A 24,772-nucleotide genomic window follows, 5' to 3' on the forward strand; every position below is an offset into this window, starting at 1 on the left:
GGGTTGGCTATGACTTCATATTGATGAATTGCAAGGGCTGGCCAATACTGGCCTGGCGCACCGCCGCAATGGCCGCCTGCAGCTCATCTATCTTCTTGGCCGTCACGCGCACCTGGTCGTCCTGCATTTGGGCTTCCACCTTCACTTTGGCATCTTTGATAGCCTTAATGATTTTGCGACCTGCCTCCTTGTCTACGCCGGCGCGTACTTTCACTACTTTCTTCACCAACGCCCCGTTGGGCTGCTCCTCCGCCGAGAAGTCCAGCGCCGTGCCATCGATGCCCTGCTTCACAATACGGGTGAGCAGGATATTTTCCAAAGCCTGCACGCGCATAGAGTTTTCCGAAGTCAGCGTGATGACGTTGGCTTTCTTGTCCAACTCAATGCCACCTTTGGTGTCGCGCAGGTCGTAGCGGGTTTGCAGTTCTTTTTTGGCTGTATTTACCGCATTTTCGAGAGTTTGCGGATCTACTTTGCTAACGATGTCAAAAGATGCCATGGGAAATGGGCTGAGAGAGGAGAAAATCAGGACAACGGCCAAAGATAGTGAGGCGCTCTGCGCTCCGTAGGCTGCGGCCTAAAATACCAGCATACCCAGCCACCCTCTCCCAGGTTTCACCTACCCTGCATTTCTGCCGCCATGACCATTACCGCCCCCCATACGCCCGCCGAGTGGGCCGCCTACTACCGCCTGCGCTACGAGGTACTCCGCCAGCCCTGGCAGCAGCCCGAAGGCTCGGAACGTGCCGACGACGACTTGGCCGCCAGCACCACCCATGCGCTTCTGCTGGCTCCTGAGGGCTACGCGGCGGGCGTGGGCCGCCTGCACCCCAGCGGGCCGGCCCAGGGGCAACTGCGGTTTATGGCCGTGCATCCGGCGTGGCAGGGCCAAGGCATTGGCCGGCAGGTGCTGGAGTTTCTGGAAGCAGCAGCGGCAGCGCAGGGCCTGCGGGAGCTGGTGTTGCAGGCCCGGGAGGCAGCCGTTCCGTTTTACGAGCGGCTTGGGTACGCCGTGGTAGCGCCCTCGCACACGCTGTTCGGGAGTATTCCGCATTTTCTGATGCGCAAAGAGTTAACTCCGTAGGGCCGCAGCCCGCGGTGTACACCACCAGCGGTGTGGCTGAAAGTTGCTACTTTTCCAACCCTCCCACTTCCTCGCCTGCTTACCTCATGCAACCTACTTCACTTGACGCGGCAACGCTCATAGCCGTGTATAACCGCATTAATCACTACGGGCAGGCCAACGGGATGGAGTTGGTGCTCAATCAGCCCGGCGACGTGCGCTATACCATGACCATCCGCAACGAGCACCTCTCCTCCCCCGGCACGTGCCACGGGGGCGTGCTGGCCGGCCTCATGGATTCGGCCCTGGGGGCAGCGGCGCTTTCCCTGGCATTTACGGCCGGCGAGTTGGTTTCTACGGTGGAATTTAAAATCAACTACCTGCACCCTGTGCGCTTGAACGACCAGCTAGTGGCCCACGGCGTGGTAGAACACAGCGGCAAAACCCTAGTGGTTAGCAGCGCCACCATTACCTGCCCCACGCGCAACAACCTGGTAGTAGCCCGCGGCATGGGCACGTTCAACCGCTACCCCGCCACCAAGCGAGACTTCCATGATTTACTGGTTTCTCCGGAGTAGAGGAGCAGTGCGTATTCAGTCAAGGTAAGGAGCATGGTCAATGCCAGTCAAGTAGTTGGGGCGCTACTCTTTTCTCCAGCAAAAAGCCGCCGAAAGCCCTATGTAATGGGCTCCCGGCGGCTTTTCAACGTACCGAACCTTCTAGGTTATAGTCGTTCGGGTGAGCTGGCCGACTCGTGTTCGTGGTGGTCGTGGTCGTACTCGTCGTTTTCGTCTATCTCGGGGGCTTCCACTTTGCGCACGTTGCGGGCACAATCTTCGTCGCGGTGGTTGCGGCCCACGGTAAACTCTACCCAGTCGCCTTCCCGCAGCTCATTGAAGTCACCCTCCGCCATATCGGCGTAGCTGAAGAAGAGGTTATTGGGAGGCATCACCACAAAGCCAAAGCCGTTTTTCAGGTTTTTGATGGTGCTGATGCCTATCGTACCAACCGGCCCGGCTGCCGTGGGGCCCGTGGGGCGCACCGGCTTCACGGCCGGATACGCTACTGGCTCGGGCGTGTTCACGAACATGGTTTCTACCAGCTCGTCGCCGGTGCTCAGGCCCTGGTCAATGATTTCGTGCATCTGAATTGGGTAGGTGGCCTGATCCAACAGCTGCTGCGAAGCGCGGGTAACGCGGTTTTCGCCCTTGAAATCGGTGTATTTGAAGTCCCAGTTCAGGAGCATCACGCGGGTACCCACGGTGTTCAGCTTCTTGATCAGGGGCGCGTAGTCGGAGTCGCCGGCAATCAGCACCACCACGTCAAAGCTCTTGTGGATGGCTAATTCCAGGGCCTCCAGGGACAGCCACACGTCAATGCCTTTTTCCTGCAAACGACCATCACGGGTTTTCAGGGGCATGTAGTGCGTCTGGATACCCATGTTCATCAGGATATCATCCAGCAGGCGGTCATGAAACAGGCGGTCCTTATCGCGGGCTTCCGTTGCGGAGAGGCGGCCACGGAAAAAATGGGCGTCAATAATCTGGCTCAGACGTACATCTACGTCTTCCTCCTCAGCTACCTGATGACGGATAAATTCATGGAGGCCTTCCAAACTGATACGGGCCTTACGATCATGCTGGAAGTAGTAGTAATCACTGATTTTCAGGAAATAATTGCCGTCGTAGAAGACGCCGATCCTGATCAGAGGGCTATTCATCTGGTTCATACAAGAAACGGTTTGAGCGCAAAAAGGTGTGTGTGAGTAAGAGCGGGTAAGCGAGGTCGGTACGGTCCGGTTGCATCCGGAGGCCCGTCAAAGGTAGTCGTTGGCAGGCTTGCAGTATACTAATAATCCAGTGGCAAAAGTAAGCAGCAGATTCGGGAGAGAACAGGCACCGAAGCGAAAAACGCGTTGGGCTGTTTTAGGCCGCAAATACACATCTGCAGGTGAGCCGTGGATGAAGAAGGCTGATTTTGGGCTCTGAATGAGCTAATTATCCAATTTATTTGGGCATAAGCATATCCATTTATTCCTACAATATTAAACAAAATCTATTCTTAATCTCTAAATTAACAGAATACAATCTACATGAGATTTATCTAACTCACTCGCGCTATTGACAGCAAAGCCAATAGCGCCGCACGTAGAGTAGCTTCCTGTTAAAATCCAAAACCGATTACTTTCCAGCTACAGCGGCTATTCAAATGTATAGGCTACTATATTCTGAATAGAAAGTATTCGTCCGAACAAGGAATTCAACAGCCCAATGCAACACATCCGTAGACCAAAGGACACAGATAACCCTTGTAGGTGGCCCGGCAAAGGTACAACTTATGGACTTTTTTAGAAAAGATCTAAAATTTGAGCCTACCCAGCCAGATTCCTACTACCAATAGCGCGTACCCGATACAAATAGCTACCTCCAGTAAGTTGCCACTCTTGGAACCGGTCCGAATCAGGGGAATTTTCAGGCAGACATCGGTGAGGGGACGAAACCACTTCACGCCGGCTTTGGTGAGCGTATCGGCCAGGAGGTGCGACGCGTAGCCGCCGCCAGCAAACAGGGCCACGCCGTGCCAGCCCAGGCTCTGGTTGGCAAGGTGCCCAATGTAAGTCCAGAGGCCGGCGGCCCAAATGGTGTGCGTCCAGGAGCGGTGACTGGTAAACGGTGCCACCGACACGAACAGGCCCAACATACTCAGCCACACAAACCCCGTGTATAACCCCGCAACCACCGTGCACAGACCAGTAAACAGAAGGGCCAGCTTGCGAGTAGAGTCGCCCTGCAGGGCTGCTCCAATCAGGCCAAACGCCAGCGCCGCCGTGAAACCCATGCGTCGGTCGGGACCCAGGGGCAACTGGAAGTGGGTGTACAGCGCCAGGCCAGCCGCAACTACGATGAAGGCCCAGCGCACGTAATTCTGAGCAAAGCCGAGCCGTTTGCTGAGGCGGGAGCCGGGGTGGTCAAGATCGGGAGCCAGGGAGGAAAAACCGGCCAGGGCAATACCAGCTGGTGAAAAGGGAATGCCCGGCACCAGCCCGGCCACGGCTACGCCGGTAATCAGGCCAATGGCCAAATGAGAAGAACCGCGCACTAACGACAGAGGTAAAAAACAGACGCAACGAAGATACCAGCGGCGGCAACAATACCGGATAGTAACCCGCGTAAATTCTTCGGCAGTTAGGTAGCGTAAGGCGCAATGAAATTTTGTTATTCGTATAGAACGTCCTGCCTGGCGAGACTTACAATGACGTTCAACTACCCTGCCGTCAGCGCAACCTGGGTTACCACTTGCCGGAGCTGCCTTTCAGATTGCCCTGAATATCGTGCACCTGCCCTTCCAGCAAGGCCAGGCCCCGCCGAAAAGCATCAGTGGCCTCGGCCTTTTCATGGTCGGGCAGGGGGCCATGTTGTTGCACTTGCTCCCGAACGTGGCGCAGGTGATTGAGCAGATCATCCCACTCATCGGGGGAAGGATTGGTCGCGGAAGTAGTCATGAGCAAGGCAAAGCCGGAAAAGACAGGAACTAGCGCGGGTGGGGATGGGAAGATACGGCAGCGCCGCTGAAAAGTGTCGGAAACTTTCGGGGCGTGGGTGTGGTATTGAATAGCGCGGATTATGCGGATTTTTGGATTGCGCGGATTTTGGATGCTCGGTTTTGTTGATAGATGATGGTTTTTGGTCAGCTACAAATCGACAGTAGCTGATTGTAGTAACCGCATTCAGGATTGACCAAAATCCGCGCAATCCAAAAATCCGCACAATCCGCGTTACTGCCTATTGCCCGACCGGATGTTCATTCGGTCGGGCTTCTACCTTTGCCTCCTCTCCTAGCCGATACTTGTTTTGAAGGTCACCGATTTTCTCAAGCTCTACGCCCTCGACCCCACTACCCTGACAGTAGGCGCCCGCCTGAACCCGGCCACGCAACACAGCCTACGCGGGGCCGCTAAAGCCGCCGACGCAGCACCCGTGCGCCTGCATTTGCGCGGCCTCATCGGGAGCCAGGATGCGGTGCTGGCCGCCGCGTTGCACCAGGAGTTTCCGGACCAGCACCACTTGTTTGTGCTGCACGACCGGGACGAGGCGGGCTTCTTCCTGGCCGACTTGCAGCACCTGATACCCGAGGAGGAGCCGCTGCTGTTCCCGACTTCTTACAAGCGGCCCTACTCCTTCGACGAGACGGAAAACGCCAACGTGCTGATGCGGGCCGAGGTGCTCAACAAGCTCAACAGCCACCGGGGCCCCAAAGCCGCCGACGTGCCCGCCGAACCCGAGGGCGACGACGCGGGCAAGAGCAAAAAAGGCAGCAAAGCCAGCGTGAAGGAAACGGCCGGGGCGCTTATTGTGACGTATCCGGAGGCCCTGTTCGAGAAGGTTATCAACAAGAAGAGCCTGGTGGCCAACACCTTCCTGGTGAAGGTGGGCGACAAGTTGGACGTGAACTTCGTGAGCGACATGCTGGCGGAGTACGACTTCGAGCGGAGCGACTTTGTGTACGAGGCCGGTCAGTTTGCTGTGCGTGGCGGTATCGTGGACATTTTCAGCTACGCCAACGAGCTGCCCTACCGCATTGAACTGTTCGGGGATGAGGTGGAGACGATTCGCACGTTTGACCCGGAGAGTCAGCTCTCGGTGGAGAAGCGCCAGCAGGTGAGCATCATCCCGAACGTGCAGACCAAGTTGCTCCAAGAAACACGCGAAGCGTTTCTGGACTTCATTCCGCAGAACACCGCCATCTGGGCCAAGGACGTGCGCCAGACCCTGGACGTAGTGGACGAATACTTCGACAAGGCCGAGCACGGCTTTAAGGAGCTGCTGGCGGCCTCGGGCGGCACGCAGGTGGTGAGCAAGCCCGACGACTTGTTTGAATCGGGCAAGTCGCTGAAGAAGCTGCTGGACGGGTTTGCGGTGGTGGAGTTCGGCAAACGGTTTCACTACAAGGCCGGAGCCGAGGAGTTCCAGTTCAGCGCCAAGCCCCAGCCGAGCTTCGGCAAGGACTTCAACCGCATTGTGAAGAACCTGCACGACAACCAGAAGAAGGGCTACACCAACGTGATTGCCGCCGAGCAGGTGCGCCAGGCCGACCGCCTGCGCACCATCTTCGATGAACTGGACAACAACGTGCAGTTTCAGCACCTGCTGCTGGGCCTGCGCGAGGGGTTCATTGACGAAACGCTGAAGCTGGTAGTATACACCGACCACCAGCTGTTTGAGCGCTACTACCGGGCTCAGGAAACCCGCAAGTTCTCCAAGAAAAAGGCCCTTACGCTCAAGGAGCTGCGCACCCTGGTACCCGGCGACTACGTGGTGCACCAGGACTACGGCATTGCGCGGTTTGCGGGCCTTACGCAGGTAGAAATCAACGACCGGGTGCAGGAGGCCATCCGGCTGGTGTACCGCGACGACGACGTGCTGACCGTCAGCATCCACGCCCTGCACAAGATTGCCAAGTACAGCGGGGCCGAGGGCACGCCGCCCACCATGAGCAAGCTGGGCTCGCCGGAGTGGGAAAACAAGAAGAAGAGCGTCAAGAAAAAGGTGAAGGACATTGCGGCCGAGCTGATTCGGCTGTATGCTAAGCGCAAAACCGCGCCCGGCCACGCCTTCGCCCACGACTCCTTTATGCAGGCCGAGCTGGAATCCAGCTTTATCTACGAGGACACCCCCGACCAGGCCAAGGCCACCGAGGACGTGAAGCGCGACATGGAAGTGCCCCACCCCATGGACCGCTTGGTGTGCGGCGACGTGGGCTTCGGCAAGACGGAGGTAGCCATCCGGGCCGCGTTTAAGGCCGTGGCCGATGGCAAGCAGGTAGCCATTCTGGTGCCCACCACCATCCTGGCCATGCAGCATTACAAAACCTTCCGGGAGCGGCTGGCCGATTTGCCCGTGACGGTGGAGTACGTGAACCGCTTCAAAACCACCAAGCAAATCAAGGAAACGCTGGGCCGGGTGGCCGAGGGAAAAACCGACATTCTCATCGGCACCCACCGCCTCACGAATAAGGATGTCGGATTTAAGGATTTAGGATTATTGATTATTGACGAGGAGCAGAAGTTCGGGGTAAAAACCAAGGACAAGCTCAAGGAGCTAAAGGTGAACGTGGACACGCTCACCCTCTCGGCCACGCCCATTCCGCGCACCCTGCACTTCTCCCTCATGGGAGCCCGCGACCTGTCGGTAATTGCCACGCCCCCGCCCAACCGCCAGCCGGTACAAACCGAACTGCACGTGTTCGATGAGCTGCTGATTCGGGATGCCATTTCCCGGGAGCTGAAGCGGGGCGGGCAGGTGTTTTTCGTGCACAACCGCGTGAAGGACATTGAGGAGCAGGCCAGCATGATTCTGCGCCTGGTGCCCGATGCCCGCGTGACCTACGTGCACGGGCAGATGGACGGCGACCTGCTGGAAAAGCGCATGATGAAGTTCGTGGATGGCGACTACGACGTGCTGGTGGCCACTACCCTCATCGAAAGCGGCCTGGATATTCCCAACGCCAATACCATCATCATCAACCGGGCCCACATGCACGGCCTCAGCGACCTGCACCAGATGCGGGGCCGGGTGGGCCGCTCCAACAAAAAGGCCTACTGCTACCTGCTCACGCCCCCGGTGGCCGGCCTGCCGAGTGATGCCCGCAAGCGCCTGAGCACCCTCGAAGAATTCTCCGACCTGGGCGCGGGCTTCAACGTGGCCATGCGCGACCTGGACATCCGGGGGGCGGGCAACCTGCTGGGCGGCGAGCAGTCGGGCTTCATCAACGACCTGGGCTTTGAAACCTACCACCAGATTCTGGACGAGGCCGTGCAGGAGCTCAAGGAAACCGAGTTCCGCGACCTGTTCCTGGGCGACCCCACCCAGCGCCTGCAGGAAGCCGCCGGCACCGGCCGCCCCAAGGAGTGCAACATCGAGACGGACCTGCAAATCCTCATCCCCGACCAGTACGTGAGCAGCGTATCGGAACGCCTGCAGCTGTACAGCAAGCTGGACCGCGCCAAAGGCCCCGAGGAGCTGCGCAAGGTGCTCACCGGCATGGTGGACCGCTTCGGGCCGCTACCCCAGGAGGTGGAGCAGCTGGCCGACATTGTGCGCCTGCGCTGGCAGGCCTGCCAGGTGGGCTTTGAGAAGCTGACGCTGAAGAAGAACCTGCTGAAAGGCTTCATCCCGGCCGCCAACAACGAGCGGTACTTCCAGAGCGACACCTTCGGCAACATCCTCAGCTACGTGCAAACCCACCCCCGCTCCGCCTCCATGAAGGAGCGCAAGGAACAGCTCATCCTCAGCATCGAAGACGTGAAGAACGTCCAAGCCGCCAAACGCATCCTGAGCGAGTTGGGCAGTGAGGAAACGGTGGGGGTGTAAGCTCTCAATTTCAACAAAAAGCCACGCCTCCACTCAGGAGGCGCGGCTTTTTTGTTTTATAGCTGGATCAGGCTCTGGCAGAAATACTGAAAGCTTGGCGACTTATTAGCCACTATATCCAGGTGCGGGGCAATGGTTTCGGCAGTTTCAATTTTAGGAAGCTTGCTCAAATGCGGATAGTACCCTCCTTTTTGCAACACCCGCAACAGGTTTTCCCAAGTGTTGGCAATGGTGTCGGAGTCATGGGGCAAGCCGCTGAAATGCTGCGGGCGTACCCGCGGATACCCCGCCTGAATAGCCTCCCGGTCACCAAAAAACCACGCCTCCAATTCCTGCACGGCCAGCCGGGTCATTATGTAAAAAGGCTGCCCGGCGGTAGCCGTAGTTTTGGTTAGCAGACCTGCGTCGGCCACTATTTTTTCCAGCTCCGCTTTTCGGCGCCGACAATCCGTATCGGCATCCATTAGAATGATGACCCGTAAATCAGGCTGCGCGGCCAACTGGCGCGCGTAGGTTTTTAGCCGGCCGGGCAACCGCTGAAACAGGTCGGTTTTGCCACGGTGGAAATGGCACCACCACGTCACATGTTGCGGCAGCAGCTTCGGCAACAGCGCGTCCAGTGCGGCCTTAGCCGATTCTTCCTCCAGCAGAAACTCCAGGTGCATACTACTGCGCGGCTGAAGTGCGAGGAGCCAGCGGGTCGCCGAGGCGGAAGAAGTTGCTGGTCCAGAGGTAGCCCAGCGGCGAGCCATCCTCCACCAGCTCCTTTACCTGCGGAATATCGGCCGTGCGCGTGGCCTGGGTGTAGCCATCCGGGCCCCGGTCCAGAATCCAGACCTGCTTCGGTTCCAGAGCATCCAGCAGGAAGGGCGAGTGGGTAGCCACCAGCAGCTGCCGCGTTTCGGTGGCTTTGCTCAACTCCTCGGCCAGGCGCGGCAGCAGGCGCGGGTGCAGCTCGTTTTCCGGCTCCTCAATCCCCAGCAGCCCGGTGGCGTTGGGCTCATATAGCAGCGTCAGTAGGGCCGCCAGCCGCATCGTGCCATCCGACATGTACTGGGCCGGCAGCGGCTTCTCAAACGGCGCATCCCGGAAGCGCAGCAGCAGCCGCTCATCGGAGGTACTTTCCATCACCACCTCCGCTAGCCCCGGCACCCAGCGCCGCAGCTGCTCGCTGATGCGGGCCAGCGCCTCCGGGTGCTTGATGTGCAGGTAATACAGCACGTTGGGCAGGTTATCCCCGTTAGCCGACAGCGTCTCCTGTGGGCCTACATCGGAAAAGCCCTTTAAGTGGTCGTCAGTGAGGTGGACATAACGGTAGGACTGGAGTAAGTTTTTGATAGCATGTGCATAGGGGCTGATTTTACGACTATATGCAAAAGCATATCCTAGCATCGAAGTCCCTATACCGCTCAAGTACATTTGTCGATTATCAGACGGTTTTTCTCGGCCTTCCTCGTTGTAATCTGAGGGGATTAACTCAGATGTAAGACCTGTAGAATTTCCACTTTGAGATAAGAATGTTTTGAACAACTTACCTTCTCCGAATATCCTGCCATCTGGCAGATAGAAGCCTTCTTCTAGAACGTCAAGTTTAGCATTATATCCATCTATGATCAGATAATAGCTTATAGATCCTAATCCGCTATATAATTGAACCTCAAACTCAATCGGCCCCTCCTGCCCGCGCGTCCGCATTCCGGCGAAGCGGTTGCGCTTTTCCCAGGCTTGCTGCAGGTTGCCGCTCACCGCTTCGGCCAGAAACGCCAGTGCGTCGAGTACCGTGGATTTGCCGCTGCCGTTGGGGCCGATGAGCACCGTCAGCGGCGTCAGGTCGCGCAGCTCCACGTCGCGCAGGGCACGGTAGTTTTTGATGCGCAGGTAAGTGAGGCGAGGAAAACCGGCAGCGGCGGGAAGGTCGGGCATGGGTAAAGCAGTAGTGGCTACAAAATACGTGGGTTTGAAAGAATGTGAGTAGTATGTTCGCCAGGCCCATTGACTACACCTCTTTTTTTACGGCTGTGTCCTGCCACTCTAGTTACTATGCTTCGTCATTTTCGGCCTATCAACTGGCGCTTACTGCTCCTGCATTTTCTGTCAATACCTCTACTCATTCTTGGTGCGCAGCAAGTGGCGTTGGTTCCGTATGCTGAGATGATAACCCTGTATCAAAAGGGAGGAATACAGGCACTGGAGGATTCGCCCCAGGGCTTTACGATAGAAGATATAGGCGGACTGATTATAGCCCCCATGTATGCATGGTTGCTGGCTATCCTAGCTGGTTGCGCTCTGTCAGCACTGGTGGTGTGGCACAGGCGGGAAAGTAGGATGCTTCCCGTTACACTGTTTGTACTCGCCATAGTCACCTCCTGGACACACTACTATGAAAGTGATACTGCCAAAAGTGGCTTGGCTTTTCTGCGGTGGCCATTTGAGGCGTGGCCGCTGGCTACGCGTTTAGGTATTGTAGGCTCAGGGTTGGTGATACTGGGGTGCCTGCCATTCCTGCTTACCTGGCAGCAGCCAACTCAAGCACGAAACAGCTAGAAGTAGCGTACCCACCCCACACAACAACCAGCCGCGCCGCCGCTCCAGTCTCTGCGGCGGGCGGAGGGCGTTGCGCCCCCGCCACTATCTCTTGTCACCCGGTCAGCACGGCTTGTCACTCCGCCACTACGCGTTGTCACCCGGTCAGCGGCTCTTGTCATGAGGGCAGCAGGCGTTGCCACCTCGTCAGCGGGCCTTGTCACCTCGCCACTAGCTATTGTCACCTCGGCAGCGGGTCTTGCCACCTCGTCAAGGGTACTTGTCAGCCCGGCAGCGGCCGTTGCCACCCCGCCCGAAAATATTTCCTGTTCAGCTTAGCGGATGCCGCCTGCCGCCTATCTTCCCCAGGTACTTAACCTGTATGCTTTTATGACTGATAAGCAACACGCCAGCCTCACCATGATGCAGGCCACCCTCGCCGTCCTCGACCAGCACGCCGGGGTGTATGCCACCAACAAAGCCCTCAGCGCCGTTATAAGTACAGGTACCAGAGGATAGCCAAAAAGCCAGCTCCCTCCTTCACGCAGGAGAGAAACTGGCTTTTTGGCATTGTATGCTGTTGTTAGTTAGCTGCCGTGGCTGTGGCCTGCGGTGCCGTGGCCGGGGCCTTGGCTTGCTGGCTGGTGACAGACAGGATAAGCTGCACGGTTTCGGCGGGCTGGTCCCAGTGGGGGAAGTGGCCGCAGTGGTCGAACCAATAGAGGGCCGCATCCGGAAAAGCGGCGGTGGCGCGGCGGGCCTGGCTGGGGAAGCACACCCGGTCTTGCCGGCCCCAGCCGATTACCAGCGGGTGCCGGATACTACCGCCCGGAGCGCCCTGCTGCCGGGGTCCGTAGGCCAGGTTGCGCAGCAGCTCGTCGAATACGGGTGTGCGGGCAAACGTGCGCAGCTCGGTGAGGGCTACCTCGGCGGGGATGCGCCAGGGCCGAGCCGAAAACTGGGCCAGCAGCAACGTACGAGGTACCGCGTGGCCGGTAAGGGCGGGCAGGGCCGGCTCCAAAGCCCGCAGCAGCCGCACCGAACCAGCCACCGAGTAGTAGAAAAACGGCACTTGCCACCCTTGCCAGAACCCGCCGGGGTCCAGGGATACCACGGCGCCTACCACCCCGCGCCGGGCCAGCTCCAGCACCAGCCGCGCGCCCATGGAGGAGCCCACACAGTCGATGCCGGTGAGCTGGTGGTCTTGCAGCCAAGTGGTGAGGGCATCGGCCAGCTCGTAGAAGCCGTTGGGTCCGGGCAGCGGGGGCGTTTGGCCGTGGCCGGGCAGGTCTACGGCTATTACCTCACGGTGGGCCGCCAGCTCCGCCAGAATGGGGTTCCAGGAGCGCCAGCTGCCCCCAATGCCGTGAATGAGTAGCAACGGCCGTCCGCTGCCGCGCCGAATATGATGCAGTTCCATAAATACGTGTACCAAACAGTTGAACCATAGCCTACCTCCATTTCGGCTATGCCAACAGGACAAGGCTCCGATTTGGTAGTACGCGGCCTACTTATCGGCAGTCACCTTGGGGCCGGATTCTGCACATCAGTGCCGGAAGTATTCTGATGGGTTGCTGTTCTGTGACAGAACCGGACACGGGGTATGTCTTCTAGCATTTACGGCCGCCCGCCCAGCTCTACTGTAAGTTATTTCACTATTATTCAACCACTTGCTTTCTATTGCCTATTACCAGCCTATTTCCTTATACCGCATGTACTGATGGTCTGGCAGCAGTAGAGGAAAGCCATACTGGTTTTTTTCAGGAGGCCGTACGCTGTTACTGGCAAGAACAATTCCTGGCTTTCTCCAATCTGTAAAGTTTTCGGCTTATAAGACGCCAACGTGCGGGCATCCCGCCCTAGCCGCTTAGTTACCTTGCTAGTTAGTTTCAGGCAGTACGCTGGGGCAACCAGTGTTCCTGGACTCTACAGTAAATATAACTATTTTAATATACTAACATGCCGCATAGTGAAATGGGACAGAAGCTGGGTACTCTATTACCTAAGAGAACAGCTAAGCTCCTGTATGTGGATGCATAATTTTGGCTTTCGGGAAAAGTTGGCGGCTACCAGCAGACACGCAGCGTATACAAGGGCAGGATTTTAATCTTTTTCATTTTTTCAGCATTCACTTTTCATCCTCTCGCTATGAAACTGCTTTTTGCTTCTGCTGCTGCACTGTTGCTCGGTATTTCTGCCGCTTCTGCTCAAACTACTCCTACCACAACGGGTACCGGTACTACTACTACTACTACTACTACCGGTACTCCCACTCCTCAGTCATCGGCGGCCGAGTCGCGGGGAACAGTGGGCACGGCCAATAAAGGTACGTCACCAAATACGGCCACTATGACGGATCAAACTACCAACTCATCGAGCAGCAGCTCCACACGCGTGAACCGCTCGGGCAACACGAACCGCATGGACAAGAAGAACAAATCCATGCAAAAGCCCCGGGGCACGAAGAACATGAATTCTTCAAACGGCTCTACCTACTAGGCTAGCCGGAATAATTTTCTGCTCTGCAAATGGCTGCCCGCTTATAAGCGGGCAGCCATTTTTTGTTCGAGGAAAGGCAGCAGCATATATTGCTAATATTATGTGCAAATATTTACTAATATTTGTCGCAATTCATCTACCATAAACTGGCTCTGCTCGTCTGTCGGTAGGCTGGCCAATTCGGGCTAACTACGCCGCTAGCCGGCAGCCACGCATGCGCCGGTAGCATTTTGGTACTCCCCCTCACCTCTTTCTCCATTCCCATGAGCACCCCCATCCTTACTCCCTACCTTACCTTCAATGGCACCTGCCGCGCAGCCATGCAGTTCTACCACGAATGTTTGGGGGGCGAGCTGCTGATCCAAACGTTTGCTGGTACTCCGGCCGCCGAGCACATGCCCGACGGCGCTGAGCACAACGTGCTTCACTCCTCTCTGAAGGCGGATGGCTTCTTGCTGATGGCCTCCGACACCGGAATGGAGCCGGTTGTGCAGGGAAATTCGGTTTCATTGTCCATCAACTGCTTCGGGCCCGAGGAAATTGCCGATAAATTTCTGAAGCTCTCGGCGGGCGGCACCGTTACCATGCCCCTGCAGGATACCTTCTGGGGCGCTACGTTTGGCATGTTCACCGACCAGTTTGGTATCAACTGGATGTTGAACTACGACAAACCTACTTCTGAGGAGTAACCAACGGGCTGCGGTGTACCTGGCGGCCACCTTCATACTGTAACGTCCCTACCCAAGCCAGACGCAGTCTGACGGGTAGGGACATTGCGGTTGAGGCTGGAGCTGTGACCTACTGCTTTTCAACCGGAAACTTGTCGAGGATATCCTTGGCTGATTTGGCAAATTCGTCGCCCAGGCGGGCCGGGTTGTTCACGGCATCGGCCATGGAGCCCCGCCATACCAGGTTATGAGAGCGGGCATCCACCATATCCAGAATCATGGTGCCCTCCTGGTAGGTTTCGGTGCGGTAGCCCGTGTTGTAGTAGGGCGTGCTGTACCAGTAGCCGTAGTTGATGGGCAACAGGCGGCCCCGGTACGAAAAGGCGTAGGGATAAGCAAAGCCAGCCGCTGGCGGGTTGGCTACCGTGCGCTCGGCCTCCTCAATGTAAAGATGGTAGGTGAGGTAAAAATCCGGCTTGGCCGTGCCCTGCACCATCCGGATGCCGCGCTTGGCCAGCTCCCCATTAATAGCATCTTGGATTTGCTCGTCGTTGAGGGAGCTTTGGTAGATGGGGTTTTGAGAGTCGGCCGATTTCACATCGGTTTTGGCCCAATCGTAGGTGTGGTACTGGCTGAAGTCGACGCCCGGCTTTTGCTGCACGGCAACCGGCGAGGAGCAACCTGCCAGCAGCAGAAACAGCAGCAGGAAAGAGGTGAGAGTAGTTTTCATAGGAAGAAAGGATGAGAAGAACGGAACGTGTTTCTTAGCTATACTCCCCTGATCTAGCAGGAGTTGTATTCAGACTACGCATAGTTTTCAGCTACTATTCCGGGCCGGTTCAGCTTCCGGCAGCCTAGCTCAACGCTTAACTGGCTTAGCTCCTGCGTTGTAACAATAGGCCTGAGTTGGGGGTACTAACCGGACCCCTAGCCCCGGCGATACTGCCGGCCGCAGGGTTTTTGAACACGCTACCGTATGGAAACGATTGAACTAGGAACCTCGGGCCTGCACGCTTCGCGCATTGCTTTTGGGAGTTGGGCCGCTGGGGGCTGGATGTGGGGCGGCACCGAGCAAAACGACGCCGTGGGCGCCATCCGTGCCTCCTTTGAGTTGGGCGTCACCAGCATTGATACGGCCCCCATTTATGGGCAAGGCCTGAGCGAGGAAATTGTGGGCGAAGCCATCAAAGACTTACCCCGCGACCAAATTCAGATTCTGACCAAATTTGGGATGCGCTGGGATGATACGCAGGGGGATTTTGCCTTCAAAAGCCAGAATAACGCTGGCCAGGCCATTGATGTGTACAAGTACGCCGCCCCGGCCAGCATTATTAAAGAGTGTGAGGATAGCCTGCGCCGCCTGGGTACCGACTATATCGACCTCTACCAGATTCACTGGCCCGACAACACCACGCCCATTCCGGAAACTATGGAGGCCGTGCAGCGCCTTATTGAGCAGGGCAAAGTACGGGCCGCTGGCGTGAGCAACTACTCAGTGGAGCAGATGCAGCAGGCCGAAACCGTGCTCAACATTGCTTCCAATCAAGTACCCTACAGCATGGTACGCCAGGATATTGAGCAGGATGTGGTCCCCTACTGCCAGCAGCACCACAAGGCCATTCTGGCTTACAGCCCCATGCAGCTGGGTTTGCTTACGGGTAAGATAAAGCCCGGCCAGCAGTTTGAAGCCAGTGACCTGCGTGCCACCCACCCGCTGTTTAAGCCCGATTTTGTAACGCGGGTAAATGCCTTTTTAGCCACCATCCGGCCGATGGCGGAAAGCAAGAACGCCACCCTGGGCCAGTTGGTGCTACGCTGGACGCTGGCGCAGCCCGGCATTTCGGTGGTGTTGGTGGGCGCGCGCAACGCCGAGCAAGCCGTGCAGAACGCCCGCGCCCTGGAGGTGAACCTTTCGCCCCAGGAAGTGGATTTCATCAGCCAGCAGCTGGCGCAGCTGTAGGCCCGGCCAGAGTCTGTGGACAGGAACTCTCAACGGCATTCTGATGCTATTCAGCCCGTCATGCTGAGCGCAGCCGAAGCATCTCTACCGAGGGTAATCAATGCTACTGCACCGAAGCAGTAGAGATACTTCGGCTGCGCTCAGCATGACGGGCTTTCTGCTTGCTGTCCACACAGCCTAGCAGGTACTCGGTGCAGAGAAGGCGCGGCCCAGGGTGGGTGGCGCCTTTTTGCAACCTTTCGGGCCGGAGTGGCCTCTCCCCTATAGTACACTCCACCTTCTATTCTGTCAATACTATGCGTACTGCTACCCTCTTCCTATTTCTGGCCGCTTTGACATCTATAACCAGCTGCAAAGAGGACACGCCCGAGCCCGAAAAAGCCCTGATGGCCAGCCGCTGGATGCTGGTGGCCGTAGAGGAAACGCCCATTGCCTTTTCCAGCTACTCAGACACGTACCGGTCTTACCTGCAGTTTAACGCCCAGGATAGCACTACCGAAGGTCTGGCGCCGTGCAACTCCTTTAGGGGCACTTTCGCGCTGGGAGCGGCTGCCGGCCAGCTTACTATTAGCCCTCAGTCCTCTACCCGCGCTACCTGCCCGGCCCAGAACATTGAATACAATTACCTCCTTGCACTGCCCCGCACGGTGCGCTACGAACTCAGCAACCAGAATCTGAAACTGTATGATGCTACCAACTCCACTAAAGTGTTGCTGGAATTTGTAGCTGCCAAATAACGCCCTTAGCCTACAAAAAAAGCCCGCCCTTATATAGGAGCGGGCTTTTTTTGTAACTGACTACATCAATCAGAGCAATTAAGTGCTAGTTCATAAGTAACCGTATGAACGTCATGCTGAGCGCAGCCGAAGCATCTCTACTGCTTCATTGCAGTAGTAATCCAACGAAGCGGTAGAGATGCTTCGGCTGCGCTCAGCATGACGTTCTCTCTGTAGCCGTTTACTTTTGGCTGACTACTTAGCAGGCGCTGCCATCCAGGCCGCAGGCGGCCCCATCGGTGCCGGCCAGCTGCACGGGCTGAGGCCGGGCTTCGGCCCACACTTTTTCCAGCACTTCCCGGAACAGCTCAGTGGGTTGAGCCCCCGATACGGCGTACTTATCCTCGAACACGAAATAAGGCACTCCCCGAATACCCAGCTGCTGGGCCTGATACTCATCGTAGCGCACTTCCTGCTCAAACTGGTTGGAAGTTAGCAGTTGCTCCACCTCAGCGGTGGGCAGCTCCAACTCGGTGGCCAGGCGGATAAGGGTGGGCACATCGTTGATGTTGAGGCCTTCCTCCAGATAGGCTTTGAACAGGCGCTCCTTGGCGGCATCCTGGCGGCCGTGCCGGGCAGCCAGGTGCACCAGGCGGTGGGCGCGCAGGGAGTTGGCGGGCACTACCGTGTCAAAGTTAAAAGCCAGACCTTCCTCGGCGGCCGATTGGGCCATGTTGGCGCTCATCTGCCGGGCCCAGGCCTCAGTGTTGCCGTATTTCTTGGCGAGGCGGACGTATTGGTTTTCGCCCGGCGTAGGGTTGGCTTGGGGGTCTAGCTCAAAGCTGCGCCACTGAATTTCCACGTCCTGGGCGTGGTCGAAGGAAGCCAGGGCTTTTTCCAGGCGGCGCTTGCCGATGTAGCAAAACGGACACAGGATGTCCGACCAGATTTCTATTTTCATGTTGCTTGTTCGTTATTCCAAATTCCGAATTCAGGAGGCTATAATTCCGTCAGCACCCAAAAAGTTTACCGCCTTTCCCCTCGCCCATGACTACCTGCCAGTTTGAAGCTACCCTGGAAGCTGGTGGCCCCAATTTCATGCCCACCCAAATTGTGGTAGTGCCCCCATTGGTGCTGGAGGCCCTGGGTGGCCCCAGCACGCGGCGGGTTACGGGCACCCTCAATGGGCACGCCGTTCGGCTGGGGCTGCTGCCCCTTACCGGGGGTGGGCGCTACCTCATGGTGAACAAAGACCTCTGCCAGGCTGCAGGCGTGCAAATGGGCCAGCGCGTTACGCTCACATTGGCCCCCGACCCAGAGCCTGACCGGGTGGACTTACCGAGTGAGCTTGCCGAGGCATTTGAGGCCTGGCCCGAAGCCGAAACGGCGTTCAGTCAGCTTTCCGGCAGTATGCGGCGGGCCGTGGCCCAGCACGTACGCACCGCTAAGCAGGCTGAAACCCGGGCGCGGCGGGCCGTTGAGCTTACAGAGCGGCTGGCACGGGGCGCACACCCTTTTCGCAAGCAGTAAGCCTACTGGGTAAGCGCAATGCTGACTGTTTTGGCCGGACCACCCACCGTAAACTTGCACTCATCGAAGCCCGGAGGCGCGAAGCGGGGGCGCACGTTATTGGAGAAGGCAAAAGGCTCCGTCGGGATGCCCATTAGGTTCTTGTCCAGCTTGTCATTGTTGTTCACGTCCTGAGTGATGGCCACGGCCCAGTCGCCGGGCGGGAGTTCTACGGGCACACTCACCTGCCGCTGCCCCGCAGGCTTCACCACCCGCATGAAGGCGTAACCGCCCTTGGTCAGAAACGTTTCCTGCGCATTATAGAAGTACACCTTCACGGCCGAGGAGGTGGAAGCCAGGGCCGACACTACCACCGTGACGGACGAGTTGCCAGCAGCCGAGCAGGTGGCGGGAAGCAGGACGGCCAGGGCAAATCCGGCGGGCAGACCAAAGTGGCGGAATACTTGCATGGCAGAGGGTAGGCAGTGAAACAACGCCTGACCAACACCGCCCCGCCGGAAAACATTCAGCACCCATCGGCCCCGACCGCCTGTGCGGTAGCCAGTACCTGCTGCCAGGCGGCTTCCGGTGAGGCAACGTGCGCAATGCGCAGGTAAGCGGCCTGCTCCATTTTGTCCGTCAGTTGCTGCAAGGCAATCCGCCCAAATACATTATCCGGGGAGATAAATACTGCGCGCCGGATGCCCGCCGCGTAGGCCCGGCGGTTCCAGTCGGCGGCAGCCCAGTCCTGGTCGGCGGGCAGCATGGCTCCAAACCGGCGCGCATCTGATACCCACCCCAACCGCGGGTACCGGGGGGTGTATTGCTGGTATAGCTCCAACCCCTTGTTAAGCAACTGACGCAAGTTGCGGCTGTTGGCAAAGCCGTGCCACTGCACCAGCAGGCACGGCACCTGGGGCAGTAAAAATAACGCTCCGTATGACTCGGTATGGAGCTGGATTTCGGACATACTATAGGTGCCCAACGGGCCTTACACGACGGGCCATTAGTGGCCAGCCCCGGTAATACGCGGCGTGCTCCCGTCCGGCCCAGCAGCTTCGGTCAACGCCAATGCCCGCCCGCCCAACCTGGCTGCTACCTCGGTCAGGACTGCAAGGATACCTGCCGAAGCCACTCGGCGGCGGGGCCGTACTCCTCAAACGTGAGAATAAGGGGCCAGCCGGCTACAGCCACCGAGTTTTCGGCGTAAGACTGGCCCTGAGGCACTGGCGCATATACCCAAGCCAAGTAGTGCAGCCCTGCTTCAAACAACAGGTGCATAATCTGGTAGCTCCGCTGCTCTTCTTCTGTAAGGTTAAACTCCGTGACTTGGGTATTATCGTTCAGGAGCAGCTTGTAATGATGTTTCCGCTCTAAAGCCAGCACCTTTTCTGAGCCCTCCCGCACCAAGTCCAGGGTAAGTTGCCCACGCCACTCTACATGCAGCCACTGGTTAAGCTCATCAAAGGAAATGAGCACGCTCGGCCTCTCAAATAACACTTGTCGGGCTGAAGAAGAAAGGGACTGATATAAAGTCATTATTGACACTGAGACGGTGCACAAAACGGTACGAAGAAGCCGCGCACAGTTACTATTCTGGCAAATGAACCGTAGCTCACCACGGTGCCCGAAGTACAGCTTGGGGTGCCGGAAGCGGCCAGTTGCAAGCTTCACTGCTCAAAGTCGCAGAATATATTCGGCACTTGGCTCCTGGTTATGTGTATTCTGCCACAGAAACAGAATGAAAGCGGCAAGACGTAAAATACCGTGAACAAGCCCCTTAACGCACACTGCGCTGTACTGATTGCCTTCCAATATATTGACTTTTAATTACATGCCACGCCAAAACAGCCCGCTGTTCTGGCGTGCATTGATTTAGGCCAGTGTTCTTGGCATACTGCGGTATTCAGCAACCTACCTCGCAACGAGTAAGCAGCAGTCAGTGGCAGCTATTGGCACCTAGGTTGCAACCATTCCAAGTGGTAGGGGCTCCTTTGCTCACGTCACCGTTTCCATCTAACTGCGTTTAAACTTATGGCTTCTATCCGGTACGCTACTTTACTGAGCGCCACGCTGCTGCTGGGCAGTTGCACCAAAAAAAACGAGCCCATGCCGGCTCCCGTGTATCTGCTGGACCAGCGCTGGATACTGCGTGAGCTAAATGGCCGAAAAGCTCCGTCTTCCGCTTCTGAGCTGCTGCTCAACTCCGTGGATGGGACCAACCGAGGCAAGAGCTTCTGCAACCAGTACGGGGGCAACTACACGCTACCGGGCGGTAGTCCGGAGCTGCGCTTTAGTGAGCAGTTCAGCACCTACGCCACCTGCGCTCAACAAGACCAGGAAACGCTTTACCTGACCCTATTGCCCCGGGTAGCCCGCTACACCATTCGGGAGCGGCAGCTTTTCCTCTATAATGACACCAGCGCGGAACCCCTACTGGTGTTTGTAGCCGCTGAGTAGCTGAGTTTCCCACCCCATATGGGCATCTTGAGAGGTACTTACTGTTAACGAATGCCCGCGGGCATTTATGCTGATTACTTAAACGACGCAAGTGGCTTCTTAGCATGGTTTCATGGTGAGGGTAACAGGTGCTAAGGCGAAACTCTGGCTGCCGCCAGATACGTAGCACATCCTCAAAACCCCACGCTCAGTACCAAAGGCTGCAGCTCCCATACGCGGTAGTAAGAGTTGTACACGGTGCGCAGGCCCACCTCCAGCGGGGTGCGCAGCCGCAGCGGGTTGAACACGGCTGATACATCGAAACCGGTGGAGTAGTAGTTGCGGCGCAGGGTACCTGATTGGGCCTGTACCCCGTCGGCAAATACGTTGGCTTTCAGGCGCTGCACGTACAGCACCCGGCCCAGCTCCCAGTGCACATCGGCCAGGGGCAGGCGGTACTCGGCGCTGGCGGCGGTGAGGTGGTTGGCGCTGAGGTAGGGCAGGTTGCGGGGGTAGAAGATAGTTGCCCCGAACCGGTACTGCGCCTGCTCCTGATACTGGTAGCCACCCCGCAGCCGGAGAGCATGATGCTGGCCCAGGCCCGGCAGAAACAAGCTGCCCTGCGCCCCCAGCTGCCGGGCCTCCAGCCCCCGCCCAAACGGCGTATCCCGCACCGTCAGCAGCACGCTCTGGCCCCAGCGCGGGGCCACGTCGCGGTAGCTTTGGCGCAGGGTGCGGGCAAAGCTCACGGTGCCCAGCAGCACATTAAGGGGCTGCGTGGTTACCTCAACCGGAGAAGGCCGGGGAACGAATGGGTAGTTGCGGGCCTGCTCGTGCTGGTAGAAGGCGCCCACGGTGAGGGAGGTGAGCATGCGCGACGTGGTGAGCACCAGCGGCAAACGGCTGCCCAGGCTCAGGCGGTTGTACTGCCAGGTTTCCTCGCTGAGCCTGCCGGTGGGCAGCGGCCCAATGGCCCGGCGGCCACCGTGCTCCACGCTCACATCCAGCACCGGCCCCAGGCCCTGGTAGCTAACATCGGCAAACACCCGCCCGGCCCGCTCTATCCCATCAAACCCCACACCCGCAACGGCCTGGGTGGTACTGAGCACATCCTGCGCCCGGATACCCAGGTTGAGACCGTTGCCCGACGGGCTCTGCACCAAGCCCCAGCCGTAGAGGTTGGGCGCGTGGGGCAGGCGGCGGTAGCGCCGGGCCACCAGCGCCGGCCCCACCACCGAATCCTGGGGCAGAATAGCCCCTACGGTGCGGGCCCCGGGTTCCCGGGCCGTTAGCTCATCGGCGTAACGGTTGGGGGCGGCAGTGGCGGGCGGGGCCGGTTGCCACTGCGCCGCGCTCAGGGGCATTTCCAGCACCCGGCTACCCTGGGCCTTGATTTCGTGGAAGGCGAGGCGCTGGCCGTTGGGGCTAAGGGCGGGGTGGTAGCTGCCCACCGGGCGGCTGGTTACCTGCCGCACCTCCCCGGTGCTGATGCGCACGGCGTACACCTCCTCCTGCCCCGAGCGGGGCGAGGTGAATAGCACGAAATCGGGGCCGGGCTGGGGCTGGGCAATGTTGTCGTTGGCGGCGGGCAGTAGCACGCGCGCCTGGCCGGTTTCGGTATCCAGCAGTTCCAGGCGCTTGCCAGCCGCTTCCAGCCGCACTACGGCCGCCGTATGGCCGTCGGGGGCGAAGCGGGGATGCAGATAAGGTAGGTTTTCGGGGTTCCCGAAGGTGCGCAGCTCCCGGCCGGTTTCGGTATCCAGCAGGTGCAGGCGGTGCTGGTAGCTGGAATCGGTGCTCACGGCCAGCAGGCGGCGGCCGTCGGGGCTGAGCACGGCGGTGGTGTAGCGGGTGCGGCGGCCGGGCCGGCTTACCTGGCCGGTAGCCACGTCCAGCACCCGCAGCTCGGAGTACACCTGCTGCTGCCAGCGCGGGTGGTAGCGGAATTCCAGCCAGGCCACCTTGCCCCCGCCCGCCGACAACTGCTCGGGGTTATGGTGCAGGCCCATCACCCACAGCTCCCGCTCGGGCTGGCCCTGGCGCAGCGCCACCAGCCGGGGCGTGTGGCCCAGGCCGCTTTTCAGGGCTACTACCGTGTTATCGTCGAGGTACTGGGGAAACTGATAGTCGGTAAATACCTTTTCGGTGGCCGCTACCGGTAGCTCGGTGGCGGGCGTGAGGGGGCGGGCGGCAGCTTCCGCGCGCCAGAGGCTGTCCAGCTCCCGCACGGTTTGCCCGTACAGGTCATCGGTGCGCAGGCCGGTGGTGCGGCGCAGCTTGTCAGAGAAGGACAGCGGATACACCGGGAAGCGGTAGTAGCGGTTCAGCACGGTGCCCCACACGCTGGGGTCGGGGGCGGTGCGCTTGAGGCGGGAAGTCAGGAAATAGCCCAACACGTAGTGGTTGGGCACATTATCCCGAAAGGAGCCGGCTACGGCTTTGGCGTAGGAGTAGCGCCGCCCGGCCAGCAGGTTAGCCCGGAAATAGGCGTCGAAGTTCGGAATCCGGCCCCGACCGCTACGGGTCAGGGCGGTTTCGGTGCCCACGGCGTCGCCCTCGGCAAACCAGTCGGGCACGCCCAGCGTGGTGAGGCCCAGCCCCCCGTAGCCGCCGAACCAATAGCCTAATTGCCCAATGCCCTGGTGGGCTTTGTCGAACTGCACCACGTGGCGGTACTCGTGCACCGTCAGCTCATCCAGCCAGTCCAGGGTTCCGGGCAGGTAGGGGTCTTGGGGGAAGGTGGTGAAGAACTCCGAGTGACGGGGCAGCAGCGTGACAAAGCCGTTGCCGATGGTGTTGCGGGTTTGCAGCACCACCGTAACGGGCCGGGCGGCCAGCCCCAGCGAGGCCCCGGCCGGCTCGTGCACCTGCTCCAGGCGGGCCGCCGTACGCCGGGCCCGCTCCGCAAACCCCTCGGGGTACACCACCCGGAAGTGGGGCGTGCGCACCTCGTACCAGCGCACGGCGGCGGGCACCTGCTGCTCAATGAGTAGCAGCGTTTGGGCCGAAGCCAGCAGGGGCAACACCACCAGCCCCAGGGCTGGCCACAACGTACGAACAGGGAATTTCACGGGCGCAGGCAATGTTATACTACCCGAAGAAACTACCCCGCCCGCCCGAAAGCAACTTTGCCCGGCGGAGCGGGGGCGTCCGGGCCGGCCGCGGCTACGTACGTAGGTTTCCCGAATGTTCCGGCTTTTGCTCTTTCCTTCTATGAACCTGCTGAAAAACGGCCTTGCGGCCCTGCTTATCGTATCGTTGGCCTCCTGCTCGGAGCGCCGCCCGGCCGAAGCCCAAACGGAGCCCGGTCCGCTTACCCGCTCCACCGCCGCGCCGGCTCCCACCAACACCGCCGGTCTGGCTGTGGCTACCTTTGCGGGCGGCTGCTTCTGGGCGACGGAGGAAGTGTTTGAAGAGCTGCGCGGCGTGAAGGCGGCCGTGTCGGGGTACAGCGGGGGCACGGTGGCTAACCCCTCCTACGAGGAAGTGGGCACCGAGCGCACCGGCCACGCCGAGGCCGTGCAGGTATACTACGACCCCAAGCAAATCAGCTACCAGCAGTTGGCCGAAGTGTTCTTCAAAGCCGCCCACGACCCCACCACACCCAACCGCCAGGGTCCTGATATGGGTCCGCAGTACCGTTCGGCGGTGTTCTACCGCACCCCCCAGGAGAAGAAGGTACTCGACGAAACCATCGGCCGCGTGAATGCCGGCCGGCAATACAGCAGCCCTGTGGTTACGCAGGTGCAGCCGTTCCGGCAGTTCTGGCCCGCCGAGGGCTACCACCAGGGCTACCTGCGCCTGCACCCCCGGGAAAGCTACATTCAGAACATATCCATGATGAAGGTGGAAAAAGTGCGCCACACCTTCCCCCAGCTGCTGAAAAAGCCGCTGTAGTGGGTCAGGAATGATGGAGTATCCGTCATGCAGAGGCCGGAGGCCGAAGCATCTCGCGTGCTGACGTTGAGTTACTATTACAACGTCAGCACGCGAGATGCTTCGGCCTCCGGCCTCTGCATGACCGC

The 24,772-nt window shown here is 58.9% G+C and carries 24 protein-coding genes; 11 read left to right on the top strand and 13 right to left on the bottom strand.

What is annotated here, in order from left to right; translation table 11 throughout:
• Window positions 1-7: 7 nt before the first annotated feature.
• On the bottom strand, window positions 8-499 hold the full coding sequence (locus ABIB60_RS04460) for a YajQ family cyclic di-GMP-binding protein (protein WP_354578000.1): 492 nt from the start codon (window positions 497-499) through the stop codon (window positions 8-10).
• A 141-nt stretch (window positions 500-640) separates the two neighbouring features.
• On the opposite strand from ABIB60_RS04460, the gene ABIB60_RS04465 reads away from it, so the two are divergent.
• Complete coding sequence (locus ABIB60_RS04465; protein ID WP_354578001.1) at window positions 641-1,084, top strand: GNAT family N-acetyltransferase; 444 nt, start codon at window positions 641-643, stop codon at window positions 1,082-1,084.
• Between the two features lie 86 nt (window positions 1,085-1,170).
• The gene (locus ABIB60_RS04470; protein ID WP_354578002.1) at window positions 1,171-1,641 is read left to right on the top strand and encodes a PaaI family thioesterase; all 471 of its coding nucleotides are present in this window, start codon (window positions 1,171-1,173) and stop codon (window positions 1,639-1,641) included.
• A gap of 146 nt (window positions 1,642-1,787) precedes the next feature.
• Here ABIB60_RS04470 and ABIB60_RS04475 read toward each other — a convergent pair whose 3' ends face one another.
• From ABIB60_RS04475 to ABIB60_RS04485, 3 genes are all read right to left on the bottom strand, one after another.
• Window positions 1,788-2,783, bottom strand: coding sequence for an NYN domain-containing protein (locus ABIB60_RS04475; protein WP_354578003.1), 996 nt, complete (start codon window positions 2,781-2,783; stop codon window positions 1,788-1,790).
• Window positions 2,784-3,421: 638 nt separating this feature from the next.
• Window positions 3,422-4,162 (bottom strand): metal-dependent hydrolase, encoded by a 741-nt coding sequence (locus tag ABIB60_RS04480; protein WP_354578004.1) that lies wholly within the window; start codon window positions 4,160-4,162, stop codon window positions 3,422-3,424.
• A gap of 190 nt (window positions 4,163-4,352) precedes the next feature.
• On the bottom strand, window positions 4,353-4,565 hold the full coding sequence (locus ABIB60_RS04485) for a hypothetical protein (protein WP_315997109.1): 213 nt from the start codon (window positions 4,563-4,565) through the stop codon (window positions 4,353-4,355).
• A gap of 349 nt (window positions 4,566-4,914) precedes the next feature.
• Here ABIB60_RS04485 and mfd point away from each other — a divergent pair, with 349 nt between their 5' ends.
• Window positions 4,915-8,433, top strand: coding sequence for a transcription-repair coupling factor (gene mfd, locus ABIB60_RS04490; RefSeq protein WP_502915100.1), 3,519 nt, complete (start codon window positions 4,915-4,917; stop codon window positions 8,431-8,433).
• Window positions 8,434-8,489: 56 nt separating this feature from the next.
• Here mfd and ABIB60_RS04495 read toward each other — a convergent pair whose 3' ends face one another.
• Window positions 8,490-9,098, bottom strand: a complete 609-nt coding sequence (locus tag ABIB60_RS04495; protein WP_354578005.1) for a DUF4276 family protein — start codon at window positions 9,096-9,098, stop codon at window positions 8,490-8,492.
• A gap of 1 nt (window position 9,099) precedes the next feature.
• On the bottom strand, window positions 9,100-10,356 hold the full coding sequence (locus ABIB60_RS04500) for an AAA family ATPase (protein WP_354578006.1): 1,257 nt from the start codon (window positions 10,354-10,356) through the stop codon (window positions 9,100-9,102).
• Window positions 10,357-11,346: 990 nt separating this feature from the next.
• On the opposite strand from ABIB60_RS04500, the gene ABIB60_RS04505 reads away from it, so the two are divergent.
• Window positions 11,347-11,475 carry a hypothetical protein gene (locus tag ABIB60_RS04505; RefSeq protein WP_354578007.1) on the top strand — a complete coding sequence of 43 codons (129 nt, stop codon included), beginning with the start codon at window positions 11,347-11,349 and terminating at the stop codon, window positions 11,473-11,475.
• Between the two features lie 64 nt (window positions 11,476-11,539).
• Here the strand turns inward: ABIB60_RS04505 and ABIB60_RS04510 are convergent, their stop codons facing one another.
• A complete protein-coding gene (locus ABIB60_RS04510; RefSeq protein ID WP_354578008.1) occupies window positions 11,540-12,376 on the bottom strand; it encodes an alpha/beta fold hydrolase in 837 nt (278 codons plus the stop codon).
• 728 nt (window positions 12,377-13,104) lie between these two features.
• On the opposite strand from ABIB60_RS04510, the gene ABIB60_RS04515 reads away from it, so the two are divergent.
• Entirely contained in the window at window positions 13,105-13,455 is a 351-nt protein-coding gene (locus tag ABIB60_RS04515; RefSeq protein ID WP_354578009.1) for a hypothetical protein, read from the top strand.
• Window positions 13,456-13,718: 263 nt separating this feature from the next.
• Entirely contained in the window at window positions 13,719-14,144 is a 426-nt protein-coding gene (locus ABIB60_RS04520; RefSeq protein ID WP_354578010.1) for a VOC family protein, read from the top strand.
• Between the two features lie 109 nt (window positions 14,145-14,253).
• On the opposite strand, the gene ABIB60_RS04525 is transcribed toward ABIB60_RS04520, so the two are convergent.
• A complete protein-coding gene (locus tag ABIB60_RS04525) occupies window positions 14,254-14,853 on the bottom strand; it encodes a DUF4136 domain-containing protein (protein ID WP_354578011.1) in 600 nt (199 codons plus the stop codon).
• Between the two features lie 246 nt (window positions 14,854-15,099).
• Here ABIB60_RS04525 and ABIB60_RS04530 point away from each other — a divergent pair, with 246 nt between their 5' ends.
• Together ABIB60_RS04530 and ABIB60_RS04535 are read left to right on the top strand one after the other, a co-directional pair.
• Window positions 15,100-16,083 (top strand): aldo/keto reductase, encoded by a 984-nt coding sequence (locus ABIB60_RS04530; RefSeq protein ID WP_354578012.1) that lies wholly within the window; start codon window positions 15,100-15,102, stop codon window positions 16,081-16,083.
• 296 nt (window positions 16,084-16,379) lie between these two features.
• On the top strand, window positions 16,380-16,820 hold the full coding sequence (locus ABIB60_RS04535; protein ID WP_354578013.1) for an META domain-containing protein: 441 nt from the start codon (window positions 16,380-16,382) through the stop codon (window positions 16,818-16,820).
• A gap of 238 nt (window positions 16,821-17,058) precedes the next feature.
• Here ABIB60_RS04535 and ABIB60_RS04540 read toward each other — a convergent pair whose 3' ends face one another.
• Window positions 17,059-17,760 carry a DsbA family oxidoreductase gene (locus ABIB60_RS04540; RefSeq protein ID WP_354578014.1) on the bottom strand — a complete coding sequence of 234 codons (702 nt, stop codon included), beginning with the start codon at window positions 17,758-17,760 and terminating at the stop codon, window positions 17,059-17,061.
• 86 nt (window positions 17,761-17,846) lie between these two features.
• On the opposite strand from ABIB60_RS04540, the gene ABIB60_RS04545 reads away from it, so the two are divergent.
• Complete coding sequence (locus ABIB60_RS04545) at window positions 17,847-18,329, top strand: YdeI/OmpD-associated family protein (RefSeq protein ID WP_354578015.1); 483 nt, start codon at window positions 17,847-17,849, stop codon at window positions 18,327-18,329.
• Window positions 18,330-18,331: 2 nt separating this feature from the next.
• Here the strand turns inward: ABIB60_RS04545 and ABIB60_RS04550 are convergent, their stop codons facing one another.
• The 3 genes from ABIB60_RS04550 to ABIB60_RS04560 form a co-directional block, all read right to left on the bottom strand.
• Complete coding sequence (locus ABIB60_RS04550; protein ID WP_354578016.1) at window positions 18,332-18,778, bottom strand: DUF2141 domain-containing protein; 447 nt, start codon at window positions 18,776-18,778, stop codon at window positions 18,332-18,334.
• Window positions 18,779-18,834: 56 nt separating this feature from the next.
• On the bottom strand, window positions 18,835-19,278 hold the full coding sequence (locus tag ABIB60_RS04555) for a hypothetical protein (protein WP_354578017.1): 444 nt from the start codon (window positions 19,276-19,278) through the stop codon (window positions 18,835-18,837).
• A 134-nt stretch (window positions 19,279-19,412) separates the two neighbouring features.
• Window positions 19,413-19,787, bottom strand: a complete 375-nt coding sequence (locus tag ABIB60_RS04560; protein ID WP_354578018.1) for a hypothetical protein — start codon at window positions 19,785-19,787, stop codon at window positions 19,413-19,415.
• A gap of 555 nt (window positions 19,788-20,342) precedes the next feature.
• Between ABIB60_RS04560 and ABIB60_RS04565 the strand changes: the two genes are divergently transcribed.
• A complete protein-coding gene (locus tag ABIB60_RS04565; protein ID WP_354578019.1) occupies window positions 20,343-20,768 on the top strand; it encodes an META domain-containing protein in 426 nt (141 codons plus the stop codon).
• A 173-nt stretch (window positions 20,769-20,941) separates the two neighbouring features.
• Here the strand turns inward: ABIB60_RS04565 and ABIB60_RS04570 are convergent, their stop codons facing one another.
• Window positions 20,942-23,818, bottom strand: a complete 2,877-nt coding sequence (locus ABIB60_RS04570; RefSeq protein ID WP_354578020.1) for a BamA/TamA family outer membrane protein — start codon at window positions 23,816-23,818, stop codon at window positions 20,942-20,944.
• A gap of 142 nt (window positions 23,819-23,960) precedes the next feature.
• Here ABIB60_RS04570 and msrA point away from each other — a divergent pair, with 142 nt between their 5' ends.
• Window positions 23,961-24,644, top strand: a complete 684-nt coding sequence (gene msrA / locus ABIB60_RS04575) for a peptide-methionine (S)-S-oxide reductase MsrA (protein WP_354578022.1) — start codon at window positions 23,961-23,963, stop codon at window positions 24,642-24,644.
• Window positions 24,645-24,772 lie beyond the last annotated feature (128 nt).

The sequence above is a fragment of the Hymenobacter sp. UYP22 genome (genome assembly GCF_040547285.1).
Lineage (GTDB): Bacteria > Bacteroidota > Bacteroidia > Cytophagales > Hymenobacteraceae > Hymenobacter.

Coding starts and splice junctions, on each gene's coding strand:
- ABIB60_RS04530 (WP_354578012.1), top strand. CDS start 15,100: ATGGAAACGATTGAACTAGGAACCTCGGGCCTGCACGCTTCGCGCATT.
- ABIB60_RS04475 (WP_354578003.1), bottom strand. CDS start 2,783: ATGAATAGCCCTCTGATCAGGATCGGCGTCTTCTACGACGGCAATTAT.
- ABIB60_RS04510 (WP_354578008.1), bottom strand. CDS start 12,376: ATGGAACTGCATCATATTCGGCGCGGCAGCGGACGGCCGTTGCTACTC.
- ABIB60_RS04495 (WP_354578005.1), bottom strand. CDS start 9,098: ATGCACCTGGAGTTTCTGCTGGAGGAAGAATCGGCTAAGGCCGCACTG.
- ABIB60_RS04515 (WP_354578009.1), top strand. CDS start 13,105: ATGAAACTGCTTTTTGCTTCTGCTGCTGCACTGTTGCTCGGTATTTCT.
- ABIB60_RS04460 (WP_354578000.1), bottom strand. CDS start 499: ATGGCATCTTTTGACATCGTTAGCAAAGTAGATCCGCAAACTCTCGAA.
- ABIB60_RS04465 (WP_354578001.1), top strand. CDS start 641: ATGACCATTACCGCCCCCCATACGCCCGCCGAGTGGGCCGCCTACTAC.
- ABIB60_RS04535 (WP_354578013.1), top strand. CDS start 16,380: ATGCGTACTGCTACCCTCTTCCTATTTCTGGCCGCTTTGACATCTATA.
- ABIB60_RS04485 (WP_315997109.1), bottom strand. CDS start 4,565: ATGACTACTTCCGCGACCAATCCTTCCCCCGATGAGTGGGATGATCTG.
- ABIB60_RS04470 (WP_354578002.1), top strand. CDS start 1,171: ATGCAACCTACTTCACTTGACGCGGCAACGCTCATAGCCGTGTATAAC.
- ABIB60_RS04500 (WP_354578006.1), bottom strand. CDS start 10,356: ATGCCCGACCTTCCCGCCGCTGCCGGTTTTCCTCGCCTCACTTACCTG.
- ABIB60_RS04550 (WP_354578016.1), bottom strand. CDS start 18,778: ATGCAAGTATTCCGCCACTTTGGTCTGCCCGCCGGATTTGCCCTGGCC.
- ABIB60_RS04545 (WP_354578015.1), top strand. CDS start 17,847: ATGACTACCTGCCAGTTTGAAGCTACCCTGGAAGCTGGTGGCCCCAAT.
- ABIB60_RS04525 (WP_354578011.1), bottom strand. CDS start 14,853: ATGAAAACTACTCTCACCTCTTTCCTGCTGCTGTTTCTGCTGCTGGCA.
- ABIB60_RS04565 (WP_354578019.1), top strand. CDS start 20,343: ATGGCTTCTATCCGGTACGCTACTTTACTGAGCGCCACGCTGCTGCTG.
- msrA (WP_354578022.1), top strand. CDS start 23,961: ATGAACCTGCTGAAAAACGGCCTTGCGGCCCTGCTTATCGTATCGTTG.
- ABIB60_RS04540 (WP_354578014.1), bottom strand. CDS start 17,760: ATGAAAATAGAAATCTGGTCGGACATCCTGTGTCCGTTTTGCTACATC.
- ABIB60_RS04555 (WP_354578017.1), bottom strand. CDS start 19,278: ATGTCCGAAATCCAGCTCCATACCGAGTCATACGGAGCGTTATTTTTA.
- ABIB60_RS04505 (WP_354578007.1), top strand. CDS start 11,347: ATGACTGATAAGCAACACGCCAGCCTCACCATGATGCAGGCCACCCTC.
- ABIB60_RS04520 (WP_354578010.1), top strand. CDS start 13,719: ATGAGCACCCCCATCCTTACTCCCTACCTTACCTTCAATGGCACCTGC.